This window comes from Vreelandella gomseomensis, assembly GCF_031451645.1.
GTDB lineage: Bacteria > Pseudomonadota > Gammaproteobacteria > Pseudomonadales > Halomonadaceae > Vreelandella > Vreelandella gomseomensis.
Genome location: NZ_JARWAI010000006.1, coordinates 125029 through 143614, shown reverse-complemented (window position 1 = coordinate 143614; position 18586 = coordinate 125029). Strand labels below are relative to the sequence as shown.

The window sequence follows — 18586 nt, the reverse complement described above, 5'->3', positions numbered from 1 at the left end:
GTAGCTTATTTGTGTGAGTTGTTCTGGGTTGGCGCCTCGACATATTGAAACATGAAGGTCAGCGCGGCCGGCAGGCTGGCCCGCCACACTTTCCAGGTGTGGCCGCCGGGGTACAGGTCGAAGTTGACCGCATTGGGCTGGATCTTCTCCATGGCCTGGCGTAACTGCCGGGCGTGAAACTCGGCGTCGAAAACGTCGCGCCGTCCGGCGCTGATGTACAGCGGCACGGGGCACGTAGCTGGCCCGGCTGATGGCGCTGAGCCTCTAGAGAGGGCGTTGTGCCACGAGCGCCTCGTCTGTTGGGAATTGTCGTGCACTGCCCAAGTCGGACAGCGCATGGTGTGGGATGTTCAGGGCGCGATGCGTCAAGCGTGGTGTAACCACACACAGGCAGGAGGGCTCATGCGGAAAGTGGAAGAGATCTTGGGGCTGGGGGCGTAAGGCTGCATCGCCGTTTTTATTCACTTGATGGATCAAGTGAATAACGACATGGATAACCTCGTCGCCGATTTCATGCGTATTCCGCTGGAGCCCTTTGTATGCAAGAGGCCCTAGGCAATATGGCCCGTGGAAAACGGTTTGCCGTCGGCATTCAGGGCGTCAATGCGGGTCGGGCAGGCGTGCAGCCGTTGCAGGAAGTCGTGGATGGCGGTCCGGTCGAGCTCCGGGTCGAAGCCGCCCAGGCGCTCCAGCCACGTTCGTCGAACCGCAATATAAGGGGGCGACTGCAGCGTGGTGGCCATAAAGCGCTGCAGCAGGCGCGTGGACAAGGTGGGCTCACTGGAGCCGAGGACAACGGCGTCCATGGCATAGCTATCCAGCATGGGAAACAGCGAGCGCCACAGGGCCGCCTGCAGGGCGGTGGCGTGCAGGGCAAACACCAGCCACTCGGCCTGGCTGGCACTGGCCGCATGGTTGAGTCGCTCCCCGAGTGCGGTGCCGGGCAGCGTGGTGCACTGGGCGGAAAAGCGCTGTTCCATGAGCGTTAACCGGGGGTCATGAGCCAGGCTGACGATCCGCAGTGAGAAGTCAGAGCCGTCGTCGGTAGCTCGCTGGATGGTCTGAAGATGGCGGGGCAGTTGAGCACCCGTGACATAGGTGTCGATGATAAAACAGACCGACTTCATGGGGTGCCCTCTGGCCGTTTACGCCTGATTTTGCCTAATTGTAACCGATTGTGTTCAAAAGTTAATATAGTAGCGATTGTCTAGTGCGCAAGCAAATACAGCGGCCATGTTACCGGTGTCATCTTGCCATATGCACCTTTTTAGTGCGCGTGGCGTTATTTTTGATTTATTTTGGTGCGAACACCGCGCCGGAAGAGCTGGATGTCAGGGCTTTAGCCAGGTATGCGACATGAAGATGCACGAGAACAGGTTTTTAAGTGCTTAAAAAACAAATACTTGTTTATTTTTAATGCCATATTGGTGCAAAAATGGCACGCAACCTGCATTGCTTGCAGTAGCGGCTAGTCGGTCATAGGCAAAACGCCATGCGGCGTGCTACAACATTAGCCGGTTTCGTTATCGCTAGACGTTCTGTTGAAGGCAACAAACAAACGTTGAGTGAATAAGCAAGGCAGGCGTGCCATGATGCACGCGTCATGTCGAACAACATTTATCGGTAGCTTACTGTCGTTAGCTTTAAGCCACGCTCATACCGGAGGACACTATGTCAGCCAAGACTCTCGCGCTAATCGAAGAGCATGATGTTAAGTGGGTAGACCTGCGTTTCACCGACACCCGGGGTAAAGAACAGCACGTGACCGTGCCTGCCCGCGACGTCGATGAAGAGTTTTTCGAAAACGGTCAGATGTTCGATGGTTCGTCCATCAACGGCTGGAAGGGCATCAACGAATCCGACATGATTCTGCGTCCGGAAGACGGTACTGCCTACCTCGACCCCTTCACCGAAGACGCGACGCTGGTACTCCGCTGCGACATCATCGAGCCGGCGACCATGCAGGGTTACGACCGTGACCCGCGCTCCATTGCCAAGCGTGCCGAGGCGTACCTGCAGTCCACCGGTCTTGGCGACACCGCCTTTTTCGGCCCGGAGCCCGAGTTCTTCATCTTTGACGAAGTGCACTGGAAATCCGATATCCAGGGTTCCATGTACAAGATCACCTCTGAAGAAGGTGCCTGGGCCACGGATAGCCAGGTAGAAGGCGGCAACCTGGGCCACCGCCCGCGCGTCAAGGGCGGCTACTTCCCGGTACCTCCGGTCGACAGCTTCCACGATATTCGCGGTGCAATGTGTAACACCCTGGAAGCCATTGGTCAGTCGGTGGAAGTGCACCACCACGAAGTGTCCAACGCCGGCCAGAACGAAATTGGCGTGAAGTTCAACACGCTGGTGAAGAAAGCCGACGAAGTCCAGGAAATGAAGTACGTGATCCACAACGTGGCGCACGCTTACGGCAAGACCGCGACCTTCATGCCGAAGCCGCTGGTAGGCGATAACGGCTCGGGCATGCACGTTCACCAGTCGTTCTGGAAAGAAGGCACCAACCAGTTCGCGGGCGACGAGTACGCCGGCCTGTCTGAAATGGCGCTGTACTACATTGGCGGCGTCATCAAGCACGCCCGCGCGCTGAACGCCTTCACCAATGCGTCGACCAACTCGTACAAGCGCCTGGTACCGGGGTTTGAAGCGCCAGTCATGCTGGCCTACAGCGCCCGCAACCGTTCCGCGTCTATTCGTATTCCGTACACCGCGAGCCCGAAAGGCAAGCGTGTCGAGCTGCGTTTCCCTGACCCGACGGCCAACCCGTACCTGTGCTTTGCGGCCATGCTGATGGCGGGTATCGACGGTATCAAGAACAAGATCCACCCTGGCGATGCCATGGACAAGAATCTGTACGACCTGCCGCCGGAAGAAGGCAAGTCCGTACCCACCGTGGCGCACAGCCTGGATCAGGCGCTGGAAGCACTCGACACTGACCGTGCTTTCCTGACCGAAGGTGGCGTGTTCACCGATGAAATGATCGACGCCTACATCGAGCTCAAGATGGAAGACGTGGAGCGTATCCGTATGACCACGCACCCCGTCGAGTTTGATATGTACTACAGCTGCTAATCTCACCTCTGTGGTGCTGATAAGCCTAAACCCCGCCACGGCGGGGTTTTTTCATTGAAGGAGGGCGCATGGTGCGCAAGGCATTGAGGCGTTGGAGACAAGCCAGCGCGATAGTCGGCGCTGGCCTGCTGCTGACGGTGGCGGCTGCCGGGGCGGTTGCGTCGTCAACGGTCTACCGGGTGGTGGATGACAACGGCAACGTCACGTTCTCCGACTCCCCGCGTGACGGCGGCGAAGCCATTGAGCTTGCGCCGCTGCCGGGCTTGCCGAGCCCAGCGTCGAAGGCGACGGACGCGCGTCCCGCCGCGGCATCGCCGGGGCCGCCTTTCATGCCCTACGACCGCTTTCAGATTGATTCGCCCGGTACGGGCGCGGAAGTGAGTGCCGCCACGCCGGTGACGCTACGCATCGTACCGCCACTGCGCGATGATCATCGCGTCCAGCTGCGGGTCAATGGAGACGTTAGCCAATCGGCGCTGCACAGCGATGTGTTCTGGCTGGCGAACCTGCCCGTCGGTCGGCATCAGCTCCAGGCGGACCTGCTGGACGCCCAGGGGCGTCGGCAGCACCGCACGCCACCGGTGACCATCGTGGTGGCAGAGTAGTGCAGATGCGCCATTATGGTGCAGAGGTGACGCAGTGCGGCCGACGGTTTGCGCCATGACAGCCCGCCATGCACCGCCACGCGGCGCAAGTAGCGTGCAAATCAGCGCTGTCGCCCATTTGGCGCGCTTTTTGCAGTGCCCACTACATCTTTCCAGCGGAAGGTTGACCCAAGGTAATGGACGAGGCGACTTTGCAAGACACCACCATGCACCAGCGATTACTGGAACATCTCACCACGGCGGTGCTGCTGTTGGACGGCCGCCTCAACGTGTGCTGGATGAACCCGGCGGCGGAAGCGCTGCTGGCGGTGAGCCTGAGCCGGGTAAAGGGAACCAGCCTGGATACCCTGCTGGGCGGCGATGAAAGCATTGACGAGGTGCTGGCCAAGGCCCGCGATGCATTCCATCCCTTTACCCAGCGCGAGGCGCGTATCACCCCGCTGAACAGCGACGCTTTGACCGTCGATTACACGGTGACACCGCTCTCCGAGTCGGAGCTGCTGCTCGAGGTCGAGCCGCGTGACCGGCTGATGCAGATTTCCCGCGAGGAAGCGCTGACCACCCGCCAGGAAACCATCAAGGTGCTGGCCCGGGGGCTCGCCCACGAGGTGAAGAACCCGCTGGGCGGTATCCGCGGGGCGGCGCAGCTGCTCGAGCGCGATCTGGATAATCCCGCGCTGCGCGAATTTACCCACATCATCGTCGAAGAGGTTGATCGGCTGCGCGACATGGTGGACTCGATGCTGGGGCCCAACTACATCGTCAAGCACGAACCGGTCAATATCCACAAGGTGCTCGAACGGGTGCGCTCGCTGCTGATTGCCGAGCATCCCCACGTCGATATTCAGCGTGACTACGACCCCAGCCTGCCGGATCTGTCCGGCGACGAGGATCAGATGATCCAGGCGGTGCTGAACGTGGCGCGCAACGCGGTGCAGGCCATGAGCGACGCGGAAACCCCGTCGCCGACCCTGGTGCTGCGTACCCGCGCGCGTCGCCAGTTTACTCTGGGGGCCGAGCGCCACCGGCTGGTCAGCGAAGTGGCCGTGCTGGACAACGGCCCCGGCATTCCGGCGGCGCTGCAAGAAACCCTGTTTTATCCGATGGTCTCGGGCCGTGCCGAAGGCAGCGGTCTTGGCCTGTCGATCGCCCAATCGATCCTGCACCAGCATCAGGGGCTGATTGAGTGCGACTCACGCCCGGGACACACCGAATTTCGTCTCTTGATCCCACTGGTTATTCATTCCACCGGAGAAGCGTCATGACTGAGCCTGCCCGTAATGATGTTGCGCGGGTCGTCATCGTTGACGATGACCGTGCGATTCGCTGGGTACTAGAACGCGCGCTGGCGCAACCCGACCTTGAGGTCGAATGCATCGAGCGGGCCGATACGGCCCTCACGCGTCTGCTTGAAAGCCCGCCGGACGTACTGGTGACCGATATTCGCATGCCGGGTATCGATGGCCTGGACCTGATGGCCCGGGTGCGCGAGGCCCACCCCGACCTGCCGGTCATCGTGATGACCGCGCACTCGGACCTGGACAGTGCGGTGGCGTCCTATCAGGGCGGCGCCTTCGAATACCTGCCCAAGCCGTTCGATGTCGACGAGGCGCTGGCCCTGGTGCGCCGCGCCGTGGCCCACGCCCGCGAGCGCCAGCGGCCGGTCTCGGTGCCCGAAGGGCTCAACGCCGAAATCATCGGCGAGGCGCCTGCCATGCAGGAGGTCTTCCGGGCCATCGGGCGGCTTTCCCACTCGCACATTACCGTGCTGATCAACGGCGAGTCGGGCACCGGCAAGGAGCGTGTTGCCGAGGCGTTACACCAGCACAGCCCGCGCGAAGGCAAGCCCTTTATTGCGTTGAACATGGCGGCGATACCGCGGGATCTGATCGAGTCGGAGCTGTTCGGCCATGAGAAGGGCGCGTTTACCGGGGCGACCTCGCAGCGCCAGGGGCGCTTCGAGCAGGCCAATGGCGGCACGCTGTTCCTGGATGAAATTGGCGATATGCCAGCTGAAACCCAGACGCGCCTGCTGCGCGTACTGGCCGACGGCGAGTTCTACCGCGTGGGGGGACACACCCCGACCAAGGTCGACGTGCGCATTATCGCGGCGACGCACCAGAACCTTGAATCATTGGTGGATGATGGGCGCTTCCGGGAAGACCTGTTTCACCGCCTGAATGTCATCCGCATTCATTTGCCCAAGCTGGCCGAACGCCGTGAGGACATCCCCCGGCTGACGCGGCATTTCCTGGCGGAAGCAGCCAAGGAACTGTCGACCGACGTCAAGGTGCTGACGCCCGAAGCGGAAGCCCATCTAACCCGGCTGCCGTGGCCGGGTAACGTTCGCCAGCTGGAGAACATCTGCCGCTGGCTGACGGTCATGGCCTCGGGGCGCGAAGTGCTGGTAGAAGACCTGCCGACCGAGCTGCGCTCGCCCAGCGCATCGGACACCAGCGCCTATGGGGACTGGCGCAGCGCGTTTCGCGACTGGGCGGATCATGCGCTCGCGGAAGGCCATACGCATTTGCTGGAAGAAGCCGTGCCGGACTTCGAGCGCATCTTGATCGAGACCGCCCTGAAGCATACCGGCGGTCGCAAGGGCGAAGCGGCAGAGCTGCTGGGCTGGGGGCGCAATACCCTGACCCGCAAGCTGAAGACATTGTTACCCGCGCTGGCTGATGAGTAGCCAGGCGGTATAACGACGGCGGGATTATTTGCCGTCTTTCTTCAGCTGTTCGATTTCGGCCAGCAGCGCATCGGCTTCTTCGGTCAGCGTGGCGTTAGCCCGCATGTCACCGTTGCGCGACGCTTCCATGGCGGCTTGCAGCTTGCGCTCGTAGTCTTGCTGTAGCTTTTTTTTGGGGTCGCGCTTAAAGAGACCAAACATGGACGCTCTCCTTCTGTGTGTACATTGTTTGTACACCCTTGAGGCGAGTTTGTCGACTGTTGCGTGCCAGGCGCTGCCCCTAGCGACGCGAGCAGGGGATGGAACTGGCATGCAGCAGGGCGCTGCAGCGGGTCAGAAAGGTGTCGAAGTCGCTGAGTAGGGTATCGAGGCTTTCGTGGAGGCGATGGTCGTCGTCGACCATGCGCAGCGACAGGCGTTGGCGCTGCGCGCGCTCGATCACCGGGCCGGGGGGAATGACGTCGTCCTGCCAGCCATGGATGATATGCGTGCAGCGCGCCTGAATGGTGGGCGAGGTCTCGGGGTAGTGCGCCAGGCCCAGTGCGGGGGCTAATAAAAAGCAGCCCAGAACCGGCTGCTGAGCACTGACTGCGGCGCTCAGCCAGCCACCCAGGCTGGAACCGGCAAGCACGCAGCGTTCAGGGTCATCACCCCGGGCCTTAAGCGTCGCCAGCAGGTGCTGAAGGCGCTGTTGCGGCTCGGGCTGATCACGGTAATCCATTACCACGGCCTCGCAGTCATCGAGTTTGTCGGCAATCCCTTTGAGGGCCTGCATTTTCAGCGCGCCAGGGCCGCTTTCCAGCCCGTGTGACAGGTAAACCGTTAGCATGATCGTGTTAACTCGCAGATTGCTGGATGGCTTCTCCGCCCCGCTCGATATCTTCACCCGCCCCGCGGATGGTATTGCAACCGCTCACGAGGAGCAGGACGGTAAGGCACAGAATGCCAAGGGCTGTTACGCGTGTCATGGAAGCCTCCTTACTCAGGCAGATCGTGTTATTAGCTAGATTAGCAAAGCTTTGCCATTTAGCGACACCGCCAGTATGTACCCATTTTGCCCCCATTGCCTTGCGGTTTTGTCGCATGTGCCACGCTGGCACAGTCTTTGTGTGCCAGCCGGGTGATCAGCGACGCATCGTGCTATAGATTAAGTGGTTGTTTTTGTTGTTATATTTAATTTTTCAAGCGTTGTTGGCCCAGTGCCTGCTTTACCCAGAGTGTATGGGGAGTCAATAACGTTTTCAGTCACTTGTCGTTAGTTATGTCACGGTCATCGGTAGTAAAGGGTAAATGGCGTCGCTGGTAAGGAGGGGTCACGAGTAAGTTAAGCGTCAATGAGTCACGTAGGTCAGGAGAGTGTCTTCACGTTAAACGGACGGCAGGAAGCCATCGCATAACGAAAGGAGCCTTCAAGGGAATCGGCACTCTCCGCTTTAGCGCCGGGACGCGCTAAACATCATTACCATGGACGGTCACGATGCGAATTGACCACTTTGTTTCGGCAAGGTGGTCTTTTTGCGTCTGGGCCATACGCAATGCCAAAGCGTCAATATTGTCATCAGCCTGAGGTTTTGCATAACATTTGTACAGTTTGGCCGCCTACTTTAGACTATCCCTATAAATGAGACAGTACAGCGCTCATAACAACACCCGCACTGCGGCATACTCAAAGGGATAAGCGTATGACCATGGGACTGATGCTAAGCATGTTGGTGCTTTTTTCTGCCTTTTCTGCCGTGGGCGTGTACATGGCCGTCAAGACCACCCTCGCCACCCTGAATGCTGATCCGGACGATCTGCCGCCGGAACGGTAATCCCGCTTTGGGCGGCCTTGCTCACCATTTGCGTTGTGCCTGGCTCAGCCCATCAGGTATAGGCTCAGCAGCGCAAAGCCGTAGCCCATGACCGCCCCGGCGATCACGTCGCTCACGTAGTGCAGACCCAGGCCCACCCGCGATATGGCAATCAACACCGCCAGGGGTAACACCACCGGCAGCAGCCATGGGGTATGCGCGGCGACCAATACGCTGAACATGACGGCGTGCATGGTGTGCCCGCTGGGAAAGCTGTAGCGATCCCGGGCAGGCGCACTGCGCTGAATACCGCTGCGGTAGGTGATGAAGGGGCGCTCGCGGCATAGGCGGGTCTTGATCAGGCGGTAGATGGCGATCGCCACGCCGGCGGTCGCGGCGTACTGCATGAGGTGCCCTAGGCCTTCCGGCTGTAGCCAAGGCTGCGCCACGACCAGCAATACCCACACCGGCCAGTCACCCAGCGCGCTGGCAGTCTGCAGCGTCACCCGCCACGGGCGAAACAGCGTCAGCCGGGCGATGCGCTGGCAAAACTGCCATTCCAGCAGGTCAAGACGATCGAATACGACAAGGGCGCGGGGTCGCATGATAAGCCTCCTGGGCTTGTTGAAGATGGTCAATAAACTGCTGGGCGATACCCGCCCAGCTCTGCTCGAGCGCTCTCAGGCGTGCCAGACGACTGTATTTGGCATAGTCCGCGGGGTGTTGGCATAGCGTGACCGCGGCCTGGCAAAACGCCGCCGGGTCGTCGACGGGCACGGTAATCCCGTTGTAACCGCTTTTAATCAGCTCGGCGCTGGCCGCGTGGTGGAAGGCGACCACGGCCAGCCCGCTCGCCATGGCTTCGTTGACCACGTTGCCCCAGGTTTCCGACAGCGAGGGGAAGATGAACAGGTCGGCACTGGCGTAATGCCGGGCGAGCGCCTCGGGGTCGATGAAGCCGGTAAAATGCGCATCCGGCAGCGCGCTTTCGAGCTGTGCCCGGGCGGGGCCATCGCCGACGATGACATGGGCCATGTCGGGGCGCACGTTGCGCATGGCGTGATAGGTTTCCTGGAGTAGCGCCAGGTTCTTCTCGGCGGCCAGCCGGCCCACATACAGCGCTACCGGTTGATGGTCGTTGACGCCCCAGGCGCGCCGCAGTGCCGGGTCGCGGTGGGCGGGGGAAAAGCCTTCGCCATCGATGCCCCGCGACATCACCTTGACGTCCTTGATGCCCTGCTGGCGAAGCTGCCTTGCCTGAAGGTGGGTGGGCACCAGCGTCAACGCGCAGCCGTTGTGAAAATAGCGCAGGTAGCGGCGGGTGGCGGCGGCGAGCCAGGGCACCCCGTAATCGTTGCAGTAGTGGTCAAAGTTGGTATGCCAGCCCGCTACCAGCGGAATGCCCAACCGCCGCGCGGCCTGGCGCGCCGACCAGCCCAGCGGGCCCTGGGTGGCCAGATAAATGATATCGGGGCGGTTGTCTTGCCAGAACGTGCGCAGGGTTGCCGGGCGGCAGAACCCCAGGTGCACCTCACGGTAGCCCGGCACCGACCAGGACGGCACCTGCAGCTCGGCCAGCGCCTGAGGTACCGGGGCCGGGCACGCCGGTTTGGGACGCACGACATCAATGTCGACCCGGTAATGCGCAAGCTCTCGGCTCAGCCGCCCCAAGGTGTGCGCGACGCCGTTGATTTCCGGTGCCCATGTTTCGCTGACGATGCAAAGCCGCATGTGCCATTCGTCCTGTTAGTCATTTAGCCACAGCTTGCGCGCCCGGCATGACGCAGCCAAGACAGCCCGGTGAATAATCGATGACAGCGGCGCGGCTAACGGTGGCCAGGCGGTTTTCGTTGGCCGCTGGCGGCGTGGGCGTTGACAGGCGAGGCGCCTACGGTTGCCGTGGTGATGTTACGATGCCCAGGCTATCCATGATCCAGTCACCAGGAGCAGAGCATGAAATCGACGGTGTTGATTACCGGGGCCAACCGGGGTGTCGGGCTGGCGCTTGCCGAGCACTACGCTGAGGCGGGCTATCGCGTTATCGGGGTCTGTCGGTCCTCTTCCGAGGCGCTGGCGCAGGTGGCCGACCAGGTCATCGAGGGCATCGATGTTACCCAGCCGTCAGACGTCGAAAGGCTGGCCGACACGCTCAAGGGTCAGACGCTGGACCTGCTGATCAATAATGCCGGCCTGTTACGCGATGAGTCGCTTGGCGACATTGATTTCGACAGCATCCGCCAGCAGATGGAAATCAACGCCTACGCGCCTCTACGGGTTGCCGAGTCGCTGTTACCGTTGCTCAAGCAGGGCAGCAAGATCGCCAATATCACCAGCCGCATGGGCTCCATCGCGGATAACAACTCGGGTGGCCGCTATGGGTACCGTGCGTCCAAGGCGGCGCTCAATGCGTTTGGCAAGTCGCTGGCGGTCGATGTCAAACCGCGCGGCATTGCCGTTGCGCAGATCCATCCCGGCTACGTACAAACGCGCATGGTCAATTTTGGCGGGGTAATCAGCCCAACCGAGGCGGCGCAAGGCATCGCCGCCCGCATTGACGCGCTGACGCTCGACACCAGCGGCGGGTTCTGGCACAGCAATGGCGAGTCACTGCCCTGGTGAGGGCGGCGGTCGGTGAGCGCGCGCCTGCTCGCGCCGACGCTGCAGAAACAGCGCATTGCCGTTGGCCAGCTGCACCAGAAAGGCAACCTCGTCGTTGCTGAGCGGCTTGCGGGGAGTTGTCGTCATGGTGTCACCGTCAATCCTGTATCCGTTGGCCCGTGGTGCTGTTAAAAGGGTGTAGCGCGTGGCGAGGCACATAAATGCGTAAGGTGTCGCCCTCGGCTACCGGCGGCTGGCCGGATACTCGAATCACCGTGGGCTGGGCGCTGTCGGCGAGCGTTACGTACAGGTGGCTTTCGGCACCGGCGGCTTCAAACAGCGCAAGCGTCGAATCGAGTATCAGGTGAGGCGCGTGGGGCGGCGCCAGGTGCATGTCATCCGGGCGAATACCGACGGTATCAGTGCCCTCGGGTAGGTTATCCAGCGGCCCGTCGGCGCCCTGTGCTGTCAGGTAATCCACCGACAGCATGTTCATGGCGGGGGAGCCGATAAACCCGGCGACGAACATGGTGGCGGGGCGGGCGTAGATCTCCATGGGCGTGCCCACCTGCTCGATCTGCCCGGCGTTCAGCACCACTAAACGATCACCCAGGGTCATGGCTTCCAGCTGGTCGTGGGTCACGTACAGGCTGGTGGTCTTGAGGCGCCGCTGGAGCTGCTTGATTTCCACCCGCATCTGCACGCGCAGCTTGGCGTCCAGGTTAGAGAGTGGCTCGTCGAACAGGAATGCGGCGGGGTCGCGGACCAGGGCGCGGCCCATGGCGACGCGCTGGCGCTGGCCACCGGATAGCTTGCGTGGTTTGCGATCCAGAAACGCCTCGATCTCGAGCATTTGGGCGGCAACCCGGACGCGTTTTTCTATGTCGTCTTTTTTAAAGCCCCGGTTCTTCAGGCCGTAGGCGAGGTTGTTGTACACCGTCATATGCGGGTAGAGCGCGTAGTTCTGAAACACCATGGCGATGTCGCGTTCGGCGGGTTCGAGCTTATTGACCACCCGGTCACCGATTTTGAGCGTGCCGTCGGTGATGGTTTCAAGCCCGGCCACCATGCGTAGCAGGGTGGATTTACCGCAGCCGGAAGGCCCGACCAGCACGACAAACTCGCCGTCTTCGATCTGCAGGTCAACGCCTTTGACCGCCCGGACATCGCCACTATAGGTTTTCGTTATTCCCTCCAAAGTAATGCTGGCCATCTTACTTCTCCGTCTCGGTCAGGCCTTTCACAAACAGGCGTTGCATAAACAGGATGACTAACACCGGCGGCAGCGCGGCCATGACCACCGCCGCCATTATCAGGTGCCACTGGGGGTTCTCCTCCGAGGTCATGCGCTGAATACCCATGACGATGGTGGTGTAGTCGGGGTCGGTGGTGATCAGCAGCGGCCAGAGGTACTGATTCCAGCCGTAGATAAACATGATCACGAACAGCGCGGCGATGTTGGTCACCGAGAGGGGCAGTAGGATGTCCTTGAAGAACGTCATTGGCCCGGCGCCGTCGACCCGGGCGGCCTCGAGCATTTCTTCGGGGACGGTCATGAAGAACTGGCGGAACAGGAAGGTCGCGGTGGCCGAGGCGATCAGCGGAATCGACAGGCCGGCGAAGCTGTTGAGCATGCTGAGATCGGCCACTACCTGATACGTCGGGATAATGCGCACTTCCACCGGCAGCATCAGCGTGACGAATATCAGCCAGAAGAAAAACATGCGGAAGCGGAAGCGGAAGTAGACGATGGCAAAGGCGGATAGCAGCGAAATAAACAGCTTGCCCACGGTGATCGCCATGGCCATTACAAAGCTGTTCCAGAGCATCAGCGCGGCGGATGGAGAGTTGGTCGACGAAACGCCGGATAGCCACATTTGGGTATAGTTTTCGATCCCATGGCTGCCGGGTAGCAACGGCAGGGTGCCGCGCAGCAGCTCATCAGGTGCCTGGGTCGATGCCACAATGGCGATATAGACGGGGAAAACCACCAGTGCCACGCCGATGATCAACACAGTATGGGCAAAGCCATTGGCCCAGGGTCGGTTTTCAACCATCACAACACTCCATCAAGGCCGGATTCGCAGGCCGTCTGTTAATAATTAACGCGCCGCTCGATAAAGCGGAACTGAATCACGGTCAGCGCGACCACAATGACCATCAGAATCACCGACTGAGCGGCCGAAGACCCCAGGTTCAGCCCCACGAAGCCGTCGGCATACACCTTATACACCAGGATGTTGGTGGCCTGTGCCGGTCCGCCTTCGGTGGTGGCGTGGATAATCCCAAAGGTGTCGAACATGGCGTACACCACGTTGACCACCATCAGGAAGAAGGTCGTGGGCGACAGCAGCGGGAAGACGATTGTCCAGAAGCGTTTGATGGGGCTGGCGCCATCAATGGCGGCCGCTTCAATCAGCGATTGTGGAATGGACTGCATCCCCGCCAGGAAGAACAGGAAGTTATAGGAGACCTGCTTCCAGGCGGCGGCTAGAATCACCAGCAGCATGGCGTCGCTGCCTGAATTGCGGTGGTTCCATTGGTAACCCACCATCTCCAGCATGTAAGGCACGATGCCGATGGAGGGGTTGAAGATGAACCACCATAAAACGCCCGCCAGGGCGGGTGCGATGGCGTAGGGCCAGACCAGCAGGGTGGTGTAGGTGCTGCGCGAACGAAGCATCCGGTTGACGGTGCTGGCCAGCAGCAGCGCTACCGACATGGACAACAGCGTGGTGCCCACGGCGAATACCACCGTCACCGACAGCGAATTAAGATAGTTGCCGTCGCGGAACAGGCGGACAAAATTTTCGAGCCCTACAAACGTCGAGCGTAACCCAAAGGCATCTTCGCGCAGGAGTGATTGATACAGGGCCTGACCCGCCGGCCAGATAAAGAAAATCAGCGTGATGATCACCTGGGGGGCCAGCAGGGCGAAAGGCAGCCAACGCCCTGGAAAGGTCATGCGTTTTGTTTGCATGGCAAGCTCTTGAACACAGCCGAAACGAAAGCGCCGCCTACCCTTGGGTAAGCGGCGAAGTCAGTGCCTGGTTACTGATTGGCGGCTTCGAAGTCCCGCAGCAGCGCATTGCCGCGTTCCACGGCATCGTCCGCCGCTTCCTGGCCGGATTTATCGCCGGTCATCACGGCTTCCATCTCTTCGGAGATGATGTCGCGGATCTGCACGAAATTGCCAAAACGCAGGCCTTTGGAGTTTTCGGTCGGCGCGTTGAGGGTCATCTGCTCAAGCGAGATATCTGCTCCCGGGTTCTCTTCGTAATAGCCCTGCTCTTTACTCAGATCCCAGGCGGCCTGGGTGATGGGCAGGTAACCGGTTTGCTGGTGCCAGTCGGCTTGTACCTCGGGTTGGGAAAGGTACTCGAAGAAGGCCGCAACGGCTGCGTACTCTTCTTCGCTATGGCCTTGCAGTGCCCAAAGCGTCGCGCCACCGATAATCGAGTTCTGCGGGGCATCTTCCACGTCGGCGTAATAGGGCTGCATGCCAAAGCCGACGTCAAATTCTGAATTGGCGGCGACATCGGCGCGTGAAGCAGAAGAGCCGAAGAAAATCGCACAGTCCTGGGAGTAGAACAGCGGCTCTGAGTCGGGGCCGGAACCGGGGCCGCCCCATTTAAAGACACCTTTTTCCTGCCAGTCGTGGAGGTTGTCCCAATGACGAGCAACCAGCTCATTATTGAAGGTAAGCTCGGTTTCCAGGCCGCCAAAACCGTTTTCCAGCGTACCTAGCGGCACGTTATGCCAAGCGGAGAAGTTTTCCAGCATTACCCAGCTAGGCCAGGAGGTGGTAAAGCCACAGCTGGCCGCACCAGCGTCGACGATCTGACGTGAAAAGTCGGCCACTTCATCCCATGTTTGGGGGGGCTGCTCGGGATCCAGGCCCGCTTCTTCAAACATGTCCTGGTTGTAGTACATGATGGGCGTCGAGGAGTTGAACGGGAACGACAGCATATTGCCGTTGGTGTCGGTGTAGTAACCCACCACCGCAGGCAGGAAAACATCGTTATCGAAAGCGCGACCATGCGCTTCCATCAGCTCGTACACTGGGTAGATGGCGCCTTTGGCGTTCATCATGGTCCCGGTGCCGACCTCAAACACCTGCAGAATATGCGGCTGCTCGTTGGCGCGGAAGGCGGCGATAGCGCCCGTCATCGTTTCGGTGTAGGTGCCACGGTAGCTGGGGGTCACATGATAATCATCCTGGGACTCGTTAAAGTCCTGAGTCATCTCTTCAAGAATGTCGCCCAGTTGGCCGCCCATGGCGTGCCACCAGCTAATCTCGGTTGTCGCCTGAGCAGACAGGCTAAGGCTGGCCGTCGCCACCCCTACGGCAAGCGCGTGCAGTGTAAAACGAGACATACAGAAGCTCCTTTTGGGCCTGAAATGAGACAGGCAGTACCCTGCGTTTGTTAGGGTTTTTGGATACATGGTTGTCTGGATGCCTAGACTGTAGAAAGTGCAGATGACGTTCAGGTGAACGCCAGATGAACTCCCCATGACAGCTTGCCGATGTAGGCGGCCGGTGGGCGGGGTGATAGTCTGGCAGACAAGATGGCCAATGACAGGAAGGGCAATAATGAGCGACGCGGAGCGACTGTTAGCAAGGTTGGTGGCGTTTGATACCACCTCGAGCGAATCCAACCTGGCGCTGGTCCGCTATGTGGAAGACTACCTGGCTTCCCATGGTGTTGACGCCGAGCGGGTAATGAGCCCGTGTGGTCAAAAAGCCAACCTGATCGCCCGTATCGGCCCCGAGGCGCCGGGGGGCGTCATGCTGTCGGGGCACACCGATGTGGTGCCGGTGGCGGGGCAGCCCTGGTCGAGTGACCCTTTCACCCTGCGCGATGGCGGTGATGGCCGGTTATACGGGCGTGGCACCTGCGATATGAAAGGCTTTCTTGCCTGCGTTCTGGCCAACGTGCCCGAGTGGGTGAACGCGCCACTCAAGCAACCAGTTTATCTGGGGTTTTCCTACGATGAAGAAATCGGCTGTGTGGGCGCGCCGGATCTGATTCGGCGATTCTACGAGCATTACTCGACCACTGCGCATGTGATTGTCGGCGAGCCGACCAGCATGCAGCCGGTTGTGGCGCAAAAGGGCGCGACCAACCTGCGCACCACCGTTACCGGACGCGAGGCCCACAGCAGCCAGGTCAATCAGGGCACCTCGGCGATTCACGTCGCGGCAAGACTGGTGACCTTTATCGAAGACACCATGGCCGCGCTGGTGGAAGAGGGCCGTGTCGATGAGGCCTTCAACGTGCCCCATACCAGTCTGCACGTCGGTAAAATCAAAGGCGGTACGGCGATCAATATCATGGCCCGGGAGTGCCAGTTCGAGTGGGAAATTCGCCATTTGCCGACGGATACGTTCGACGAGGTATATGCTCGCTATGAGGCGTTTTGCGCCCAGTTAAGCGATCAAATGCGGGCCAGAGGGAAGCATGTTGAGATCACGACCGAGGCGCTGAATGTGACAGTCCCGGGGTTGGCGGATCGTGATAATGACCGCGTCCTACGCTTGGCGAAAGACCATTTGCCAGCAGGATGCTGCGACCACGCGGTGGCCTATGCGACCGAGGCCGGGCAATTTCAGGGGCAGGGCTTGCAGACGATCATTTTGGGGCCAGGTAGCATTGCCCAGGCGCATCAACCGGATGAGTATGTTGAACGCTGCCAGCTTGAGGAGTGCCTGGCGTTTTTAACCGCCATGGGCGTCGCGTTGGAACAGCCCGCAGAACGTCATGGGGAGTAATGAGGGTCCCACCCCGCATCGCGCCGGGTGGGACGATCGTTACCTTGTCAATGCTGATGATCTTCTACATAGAGCTCAGCCTTGGCATGGCGCATTACATCTTCACAGGCTTGCTGCTGCGCAAGTTGCGTCAGCAAGCGCTGGGTCACTTCAAAGCCTTTACCCAAGCAGGTATCGACTTCGTGTGCGCTGATCGTTGGCGTCACGCGATAATCAATTTTTATCGTGCGCCCGCCGCCTTCCAGCCGATCCGCGACCCCCCTGAGACGCCACGCGATTCTCTCTTTCCAGCTAGCTGATTCTTCCGCGCCTTCGTTTACGCTAAACGTGCACTGCCATTCCGGTTTGTAGACCTTCATAGGGAGAACCTCCACTGCAATTTGGAAAGAATGATCGATCGTGATTCGTACTCCGTCTGTCTGATGATGTTGCCCATTCACTATACGCGCTTTACGGCGTAATCCGAAACGAAACCGTCACGCGTGCCGCGACGCGGACGCTCGTATAGCGTAGGCTGGTAGCTGACATGCCTGACTGTTAACAGCTTTTAGTCGTCACGTCATCTCATTATTTTTAATGAGCTCGACTGATCCCGTCACCAAGGGGTGCCCAATGGGAACACCATCGTCCATTATCGAACGCTTCAATGTCGTGCAGTCCGGGCCGCCAGACGCACCGACGCTGCTGTTGCTACATGGCCTCGGCTGCGATCAAACACTGTGGCATCCGGTGCTGCCGTACCTGGCCGATTATCGCGTGGTGATGATGGACCACTGGGGATCGGGCCGGTCGCTGACCCATGGCAGCGAGGCGGCGGCGCATGCCAGTCTGGACGGCTATGCCGACGACGTGCTGGCTGTCTGCGACGCCTTGGCGCTGCGCGATGTCATCCTGGTTGGCCACTCGTTCAGCGCGATGGTGGCGTTACTGGCAGCTCGGCAGCAACCCGACAGGTTCCGCCACCTGGTCATGATCTGTGCGTCGGCCTGCTACCTCGACGATCCGCCGCATTATGTGGGCGGCTACAGCGAGGAAGACCTGGCCGGCCTGATGACGTTGATGGAGCAAAACTATTCCGAATGGGCCAGCGTGGTGTCGTCCGCAGCGATGGGCGAGCAGTCGTCGGCGGCGTATCGTGACGACCTGCGCGAGCGCTTTCTCGATAACAACCGCGCCAGGCTGCGACGGCTGGCGACGCTGGTATTTTTCGGCGATCATCGGCAGCGGCTTGCCGACTGCCGGGTGCCCGCAAGCGTGCTGCAAACCGACACCGATGCGATGGTACCGCTTTCAGCGGCGCGCTACCTGGCCGATCACCTGCCCAACGGCCGGCTTGAGATGCTGGCTTGCCCGGGGCATTATCCGCCGTTGACCCATCCCGCGCTGCTCGGACGCACGCTGGGTCAGCTTGTTGCATTTACCCACCCGATCCACTAAGGCTTCTCCATGACGTTTCGCTGCTTATGACAATACCCCCGACGCCCGGCCTGACCGCGCGCGAAGCCTGGTGGGAAAACGCGCCCACCGGGCAATTGGTGGTGGATGCACAGGGAATGGTGCACGCCTGTAATGCCCAACTGGCCGAATGGATGGGGCAACCGGTCTCCGCGCTGGAGGGCCGCCTGGCCAGCGAGCTGTTCGACCCGGCCTCGCGGGCCATCTACCTCGGGCTCTTTGCGTTTCGCATGGCGACCATGGGGCGCGTGGATGAAGTGCACCTGGTGCTGCGCTCGATACATAATGACGATATCCCCGTACTGTGCTGCGCGGCTCGCCACATCGTTGACGATGAACGCTTCACGCAAATCTCGCTGCTGCCGATACACCGTAAGAACCGTCTTGAAAGCGAATTGATCCATGCCCGTCAGGCGGCAGAAAAAGCCGCCGAAGACCGTGCGCAGGCGCTTGCCGAGCTGGAGTCCGCGATGCAGCGACTTAACGACATGAAACATCCTCCTGGTTAGACCGTTGGTTGATGACGCCGCCCTGACGTATTCAGCGCCTGCGTTTCACGGTATGTTGCCGACAGGCGCGTAACGCTAAGCGGGAT

Annotated in this window: 21 protein-coding genes and 1 pseudogene; 9 read left to right on the top strand and 13 right to left on the bottom strand. The window is 60.3% G+C overall.

Going from position 1 to position 18586, the window contains the following annotated elements; genetic code table 11:
• Positions 1–5: 5 nt before the first annotated feature.
• Positions 6–230: pseudogene (locus tag QC815_RS09540) on the bottom strand (alpha/beta hydrolase); the annotation flags it as partial.
• Positions 231–551: 321 nt separating this feature from the next.
• A complete protein-coding gene (locus QC815_RS09535) occupies positions 552–1127 on the bottom strand; it encodes a glycosyltransferase family 2 protein (protein ID WP_309768240.1) in 576 nt (191 codons plus the stop codon).
• 544 nt (positions 1128–1671) lie between these two features.
• Here QC815_RS09535 and glnA point away from each other — a divergent pair.
• The 4 genes from glnA (at position 1672) to ntrC (ending at position 6372) form a co-directional block, all read left to right on the top strand.
• On the top strand, positions 1672–3078 hold the full coding sequence (glnA, locus tag QC815_RS09530; protein ID WP_230447715.1) for a glutamate--ammonia ligase: 1407 nt from the start codon (positions 1672–1674) through the stop codon (positions 3076–3078).
• 68 nt (positions 3079–3146) lie between these two features.
• Complete coding sequence (locus tag QC815_RS09525; protein ID WP_230447716.1) at positions 3147–3683, top strand: DUF4124 domain-containing protein; 537 nt, start codon at positions 3147–3149, stop codon at positions 3681–3683.
• Positions 3684–3889: 206 nt separating this feature from the next.
• Entirely contained in the window at positions 3890–4948 is a 1059-nt protein-coding gene (glnL, locus tag QC815_RS09520; protein ID WP_309768340.1) for a nitrogen regulation protein NR(II), read from the top strand.
• Positions 4945–6372: a nitrogen regulation protein NR(I) gene (ntrC, locus tag QC815_RS09515; protein WP_230447717.1), complete on the top strand. Its 1428-nt coding sequence runs from the start codon at positions 4945–4947 to the stop codon at positions 6370–6372. The genes glnL and ntrC overlap by 4 nt, the downstream gene beginning before the upstream one ends.
• Before the next feature lie 24 nt (positions 6373–6396).
• On the opposite strand, the gene QC815_RS09510 is transcribed toward ntrC, so the two are convergent.
• The 3 genes from QC815_RS09510 to QC815_RS09500 all read right to left on the bottom strand — a co-directional run bounded on the left by QC815_RS09510 (position 6397) and on the right by QC815_RS09500 (position 7340).
• A complete protein-coding gene (locus QC815_RS09510; RefSeq protein ID WP_230447718.1) occupies positions 6397–6573 on the bottom strand; it encodes a DUF6435 family protein in 177 nt (58 codons plus the stop codon).
• Between the two features lie 79 nt (positions 6574–6652).
• Complete coding sequence (locus QC815_RS09505) at positions 6653–7201, bottom strand: YqiA/YcfP family alpha/beta fold hydrolase (RefSeq protein WP_230447719.1); 549 nt, start codon at positions 7199–7201, stop codon at positions 6653–6655.
• Positions 7202–7208: 7 nt separating this feature from the next.
• Entirely contained in the window at positions 7209–7340 is a 132-nt protein-coding gene (locus QC815_RS09500; protein ID WP_230447720.1) for an entericidin A/B family lipoprotein, read from the bottom strand.
• Between the two features lie 714 nt (positions 7341–8054).
• On the opposite strand from QC815_RS09500, the gene QC815_RS09495 reads away from it, so the two are divergent.
• Complete coding sequence (locus QC815_RS09495; RefSeq protein WP_268902800.1) at positions 8055–8186, top strand: hypothetical protein; 132 nt, start codon at positions 8055–8057, stop codon at positions 8184–8186.
• Positions 8187–8230: 44 nt separating this feature from the next.
• Here the strand turns inward: QC815_RS09495 and QC815_RS09490 are convergent, their stop codons facing one another.
• Positions 8231–8770, bottom strand: coding sequence for a phosphatase PAP2 family protein (locus QC815_RS09490; RefSeq protein WP_309768233.1), 540 nt, complete (start codon positions 8768–8770; stop codon positions 8231–8233).
• The gene (locus QC815_RS09485; protein ID WP_230447722.1) at positions 8733–9896 is read right to left on the bottom strand and encodes a glycosyltransferase family 4 protein; all 1164 of its coding nucleotides are present in this window, start codon (positions 9894–9896) and stop codon (positions 8733–8735) included. The genes QC815_RS09490 and QC815_RS09485 overlap by 38 nt, the downstream gene beginning before the upstream one ends.
• Positions 9897–10118: 222 nt before the next feature.
• Here QC815_RS09485 and QC815_RS09480 point away from each other — a divergent pair, with 222 nt between their 5' ends.
• Entirely contained in the window at positions 10119–10784 is a 666-nt protein-coding gene (locus QC815_RS09480) for an SDR family oxidoreductase (RefSeq protein ID WP_309768230.1), read from the top strand.
• Here the strand turns inward: QC815_RS09480 and QC815_RS09475 are convergent.
• From QC815_RS09475 to ugpB, 5 genes are all read right to left on the bottom strand, one after another.
• Positions 10770–10910 (bottom strand): hypothetical protein, encoded by a 141-nt coding sequence (locus tag QC815_RS09475; RefSeq protein ID WP_230447724.1) that lies wholly within the window; start codon positions 10908–10910, stop codon positions 10770–10772. The two genes, QC815_RS09480 and QC815_RS09475, sit on opposite strands and share 15 nt — an antisense overlap.
• Positions 10911–10920: 10 nt before the next feature.
• Complete coding sequence (locus QC815_RS09470) at positions 10921–11976, bottom strand: sn-glycerol-3-phosphate import ATP-binding protein UgpC (RefSeq protein ID WP_309768228.1); 1056 nt, start codon at positions 11974–11976, stop codon at positions 10921–10923.
• 1 nt (position 11977) lies between these two features.
• Entirely contained in the window at positions 11978–12820 is an 843-nt protein-coding gene (ugpE, locus tag QC815_RS09465; protein WP_230447726.1) for a sn-glycerol-3-phosphate ABC transporter permease UgpE, read from the bottom strand.
• Positions 12821–12858: 38 nt separating this feature from the next.
• Positions 12859–13743: a sn-glycerol-3-phosphate ABC transporter permease UgpA gene (gene ugpA, locus QC815_RS09460; protein ID WP_309768226.1), complete on the bottom strand. Its 885-nt coding sequence runs from the start codon at positions 13741–13743 to the stop codon at positions 12859–12861.
• A 71-nt stretch (positions 13744–13814) separates the two neighbouring features.
• Positions 13815–15140 (bottom strand): sn-glycerol-3-phosphate ABC transporter substrate-binding protein UgpB, encoded by a 1326-nt coding sequence (gene ugpB, locus QC815_RS09455; protein WP_309768223.1) that lies wholly within the window; start codon positions 15138–15140, stop codon positions 13815–13817.
• Positions 15141–15357: 217 nt separating this feature from the next.
• On the opposite strand from ugpB, the gene argE reads away from it, so the two are divergent.
• Positions 15358–16536, top strand: coding sequence for an acetylornithine deacetylase (argE, locus tag QC815_RS09450; RefSeq protein ID WP_309768221.1), 1179 nt, complete (start codon positions 15358–15360; stop codon positions 16534–16536).
• 47 nt (positions 16537–16583) lie between these two features.
• Here argE and QC815_RS09445 read toward each other — a convergent pair whose 3' ends face one another.
• Entirely contained in the window at positions 16584–16895 is a 312-nt protein-coding gene (locus QC815_RS09445; RefSeq protein ID WP_230447730.1) for a hypothetical protein, read from the bottom strand.
• A gap of 253 nt (positions 16896–17148) precedes the next feature.
• On the opposite strand from QC815_RS09445, the gene QC815_RS09440 reads away from it, so the two are divergent.
• Positions 17149–17973: an alpha/beta fold hydrolase gene (locus QC815_RS09440; RefSeq protein WP_309768219.1), complete on the top strand. Its 825-nt coding sequence runs from the start codon at positions 17149–17151 to the stop codon at positions 17971–17973.
• A 26-nt stretch (positions 17974–17999) separates the two neighbouring features.
• The gene (locus QC815_RS09435; protein ID WP_309768217.1) at positions 18000–18500 is read left to right on the top strand and encodes a PAS domain-containing protein; all 501 of its coding nucleotides are present in this window, start codon (positions 18000–18002) and stop codon (positions 18498–18500) included.
• Positions 18501–18586 lie beyond the last annotated feature (86 nt).

Bases quoted from the DNA above. Each gene is read 5' to 3' on its own strand.
- QC815_RS09535 (WP_309768240.1), bottom strand. From the start codon at position 1,127: ATGAAGTCGGTCTGTTTTATCATCGACACCTATGTCACGGGTGCTCAA.
- glnA (WP_230447715.1), top strand. From the start codon at position 1,672: ATGTCAGCCAAGACTCTCGCGCTAATCGAAGAGCATGATGTTAAGTGG.
- QC815_RS09525 (WP_230447716.1), top strand. From the start codon at position 3,147: ATGGTGCGCAAGGCATTGAGGCGTTGGAGACAAGCCAGCGCGATAGTC.
- glnL (WP_309768340.1), top strand. From the start codon at position 3,890: ATGCACCAGCGATTACTGGAACATCTCACCACGGCGGTGCTGCTGTTG.
- ntrC (WP_230447717.1), top strand. From the start codon at position 4,945: ATGACTGAGCCTGCCCGTAATGATGTTGCGCGGGTCGTCATCGTTGAC.
- QC815_RS09510 (WP_230447718.1), bottom strand. From the start codon at position 6,573: ATGTTTGGTCTCTTTAAGCGCGACCCCAAAAAAAAGCTACAGCAAGAC.
- QC815_RS09505 (WP_230447719.1), bottom strand. From the start codon at position 7,201: ATGCTAACGGTTTACCTGTCACACGGGCTGGAAAGCGGCCCTGGCGCG.
- QC815_RS09500 (WP_230447720.1), bottom strand. From the start codon at position 7,340: ATGACACGCGTAACAGCCCTTGGCATTCTGTGCCTTACCGTCCTGCTC.
- QC815_RS09495 (WP_268902800.1), top strand. From the start codon at position 8,055: ATGACCATGGGACTGATGCTAAGCATGTTGGTGCTTTTTTCTGCCTTT.
- QC815_RS09490 (WP_309768233.1), bottom strand. From the start codon at position 8,770: ATGCGACCCCGCGCCCTTGTCGTATTCGATCGTCTTGACCTGCTGGAA.
- QC815_RS09485 (WP_230447722.1), bottom strand. From the start codon at position 9,896: ATGCGGCTTTGCATCGTCAGCGAAACATGGGCACCGGAAATCAACGGC.
- QC815_RS09480 (WP_309768230.1), top strand. From the start codon at position 10,119: ATGAAATCGACGGTGTTGATTACCGGGGCCAACCGGGGTGTCGGGCTG.
- QC815_RS09475 (WP_230447724.1), bottom strand. From the start codon at position 10,910: ATGACGACAACTCCCCGCAAGCCGCTCAGCAACGACGAGGTTGCCTTT.
- QC815_RS09470 (WP_309768228.1), bottom strand. From the start codon at position 11,976: ATGGCCAGCATTACTTTGGAGGGAATAACGAAAACCTATAGTGGCGAT.
- ugpE (WP_230447726.1), bottom strand. From the start codon at position 12,820: ATGGTTGAAAACCGACCCTGGGCCAATGGCTTTGCCCATACTGTGTTG.
- ugpA (WP_309768226.1), bottom strand. From the start codon at position 13,743: ATGCAAACAAAACGCATGACCTTTCCAGGGCGTTGGCTGCCTTTCGCC.
- ugpB (WP_309768223.1), bottom strand. From the start codon at position 15,140: ATGTCTCGTTTTACACTGCACGCGCTTGCCGTAGGGGTGGCGACGGCC.
- argE (WP_309768221.1), top strand. From the start codon at position 15,358: ATGAGCGACGCGGAGCGACTGTTAGCAAGGTTGGTGGCGTTTGATACC.
- QC815_RS09445 (WP_230447730.1), bottom strand. From the start codon at position 16,895: ATGAAGGTCTACAAACCGGAATGGCAGTGCACGTTTAGCGTAAACGAA.
- QC815_RS09440 (WP_309768219.1), top strand. From the start codon at position 17,149: ATGGGAACACCATCGTCCATTATCGAACGCTTCAATGTCGTGCAGTCC.
- QC815_RS09435 (WP_309768217.1), top strand. From the start codon at position 18,000: ATGACAATACCCCCGACGCCCGGCCTGACCGCGCGCGAAGCCTGGTGG.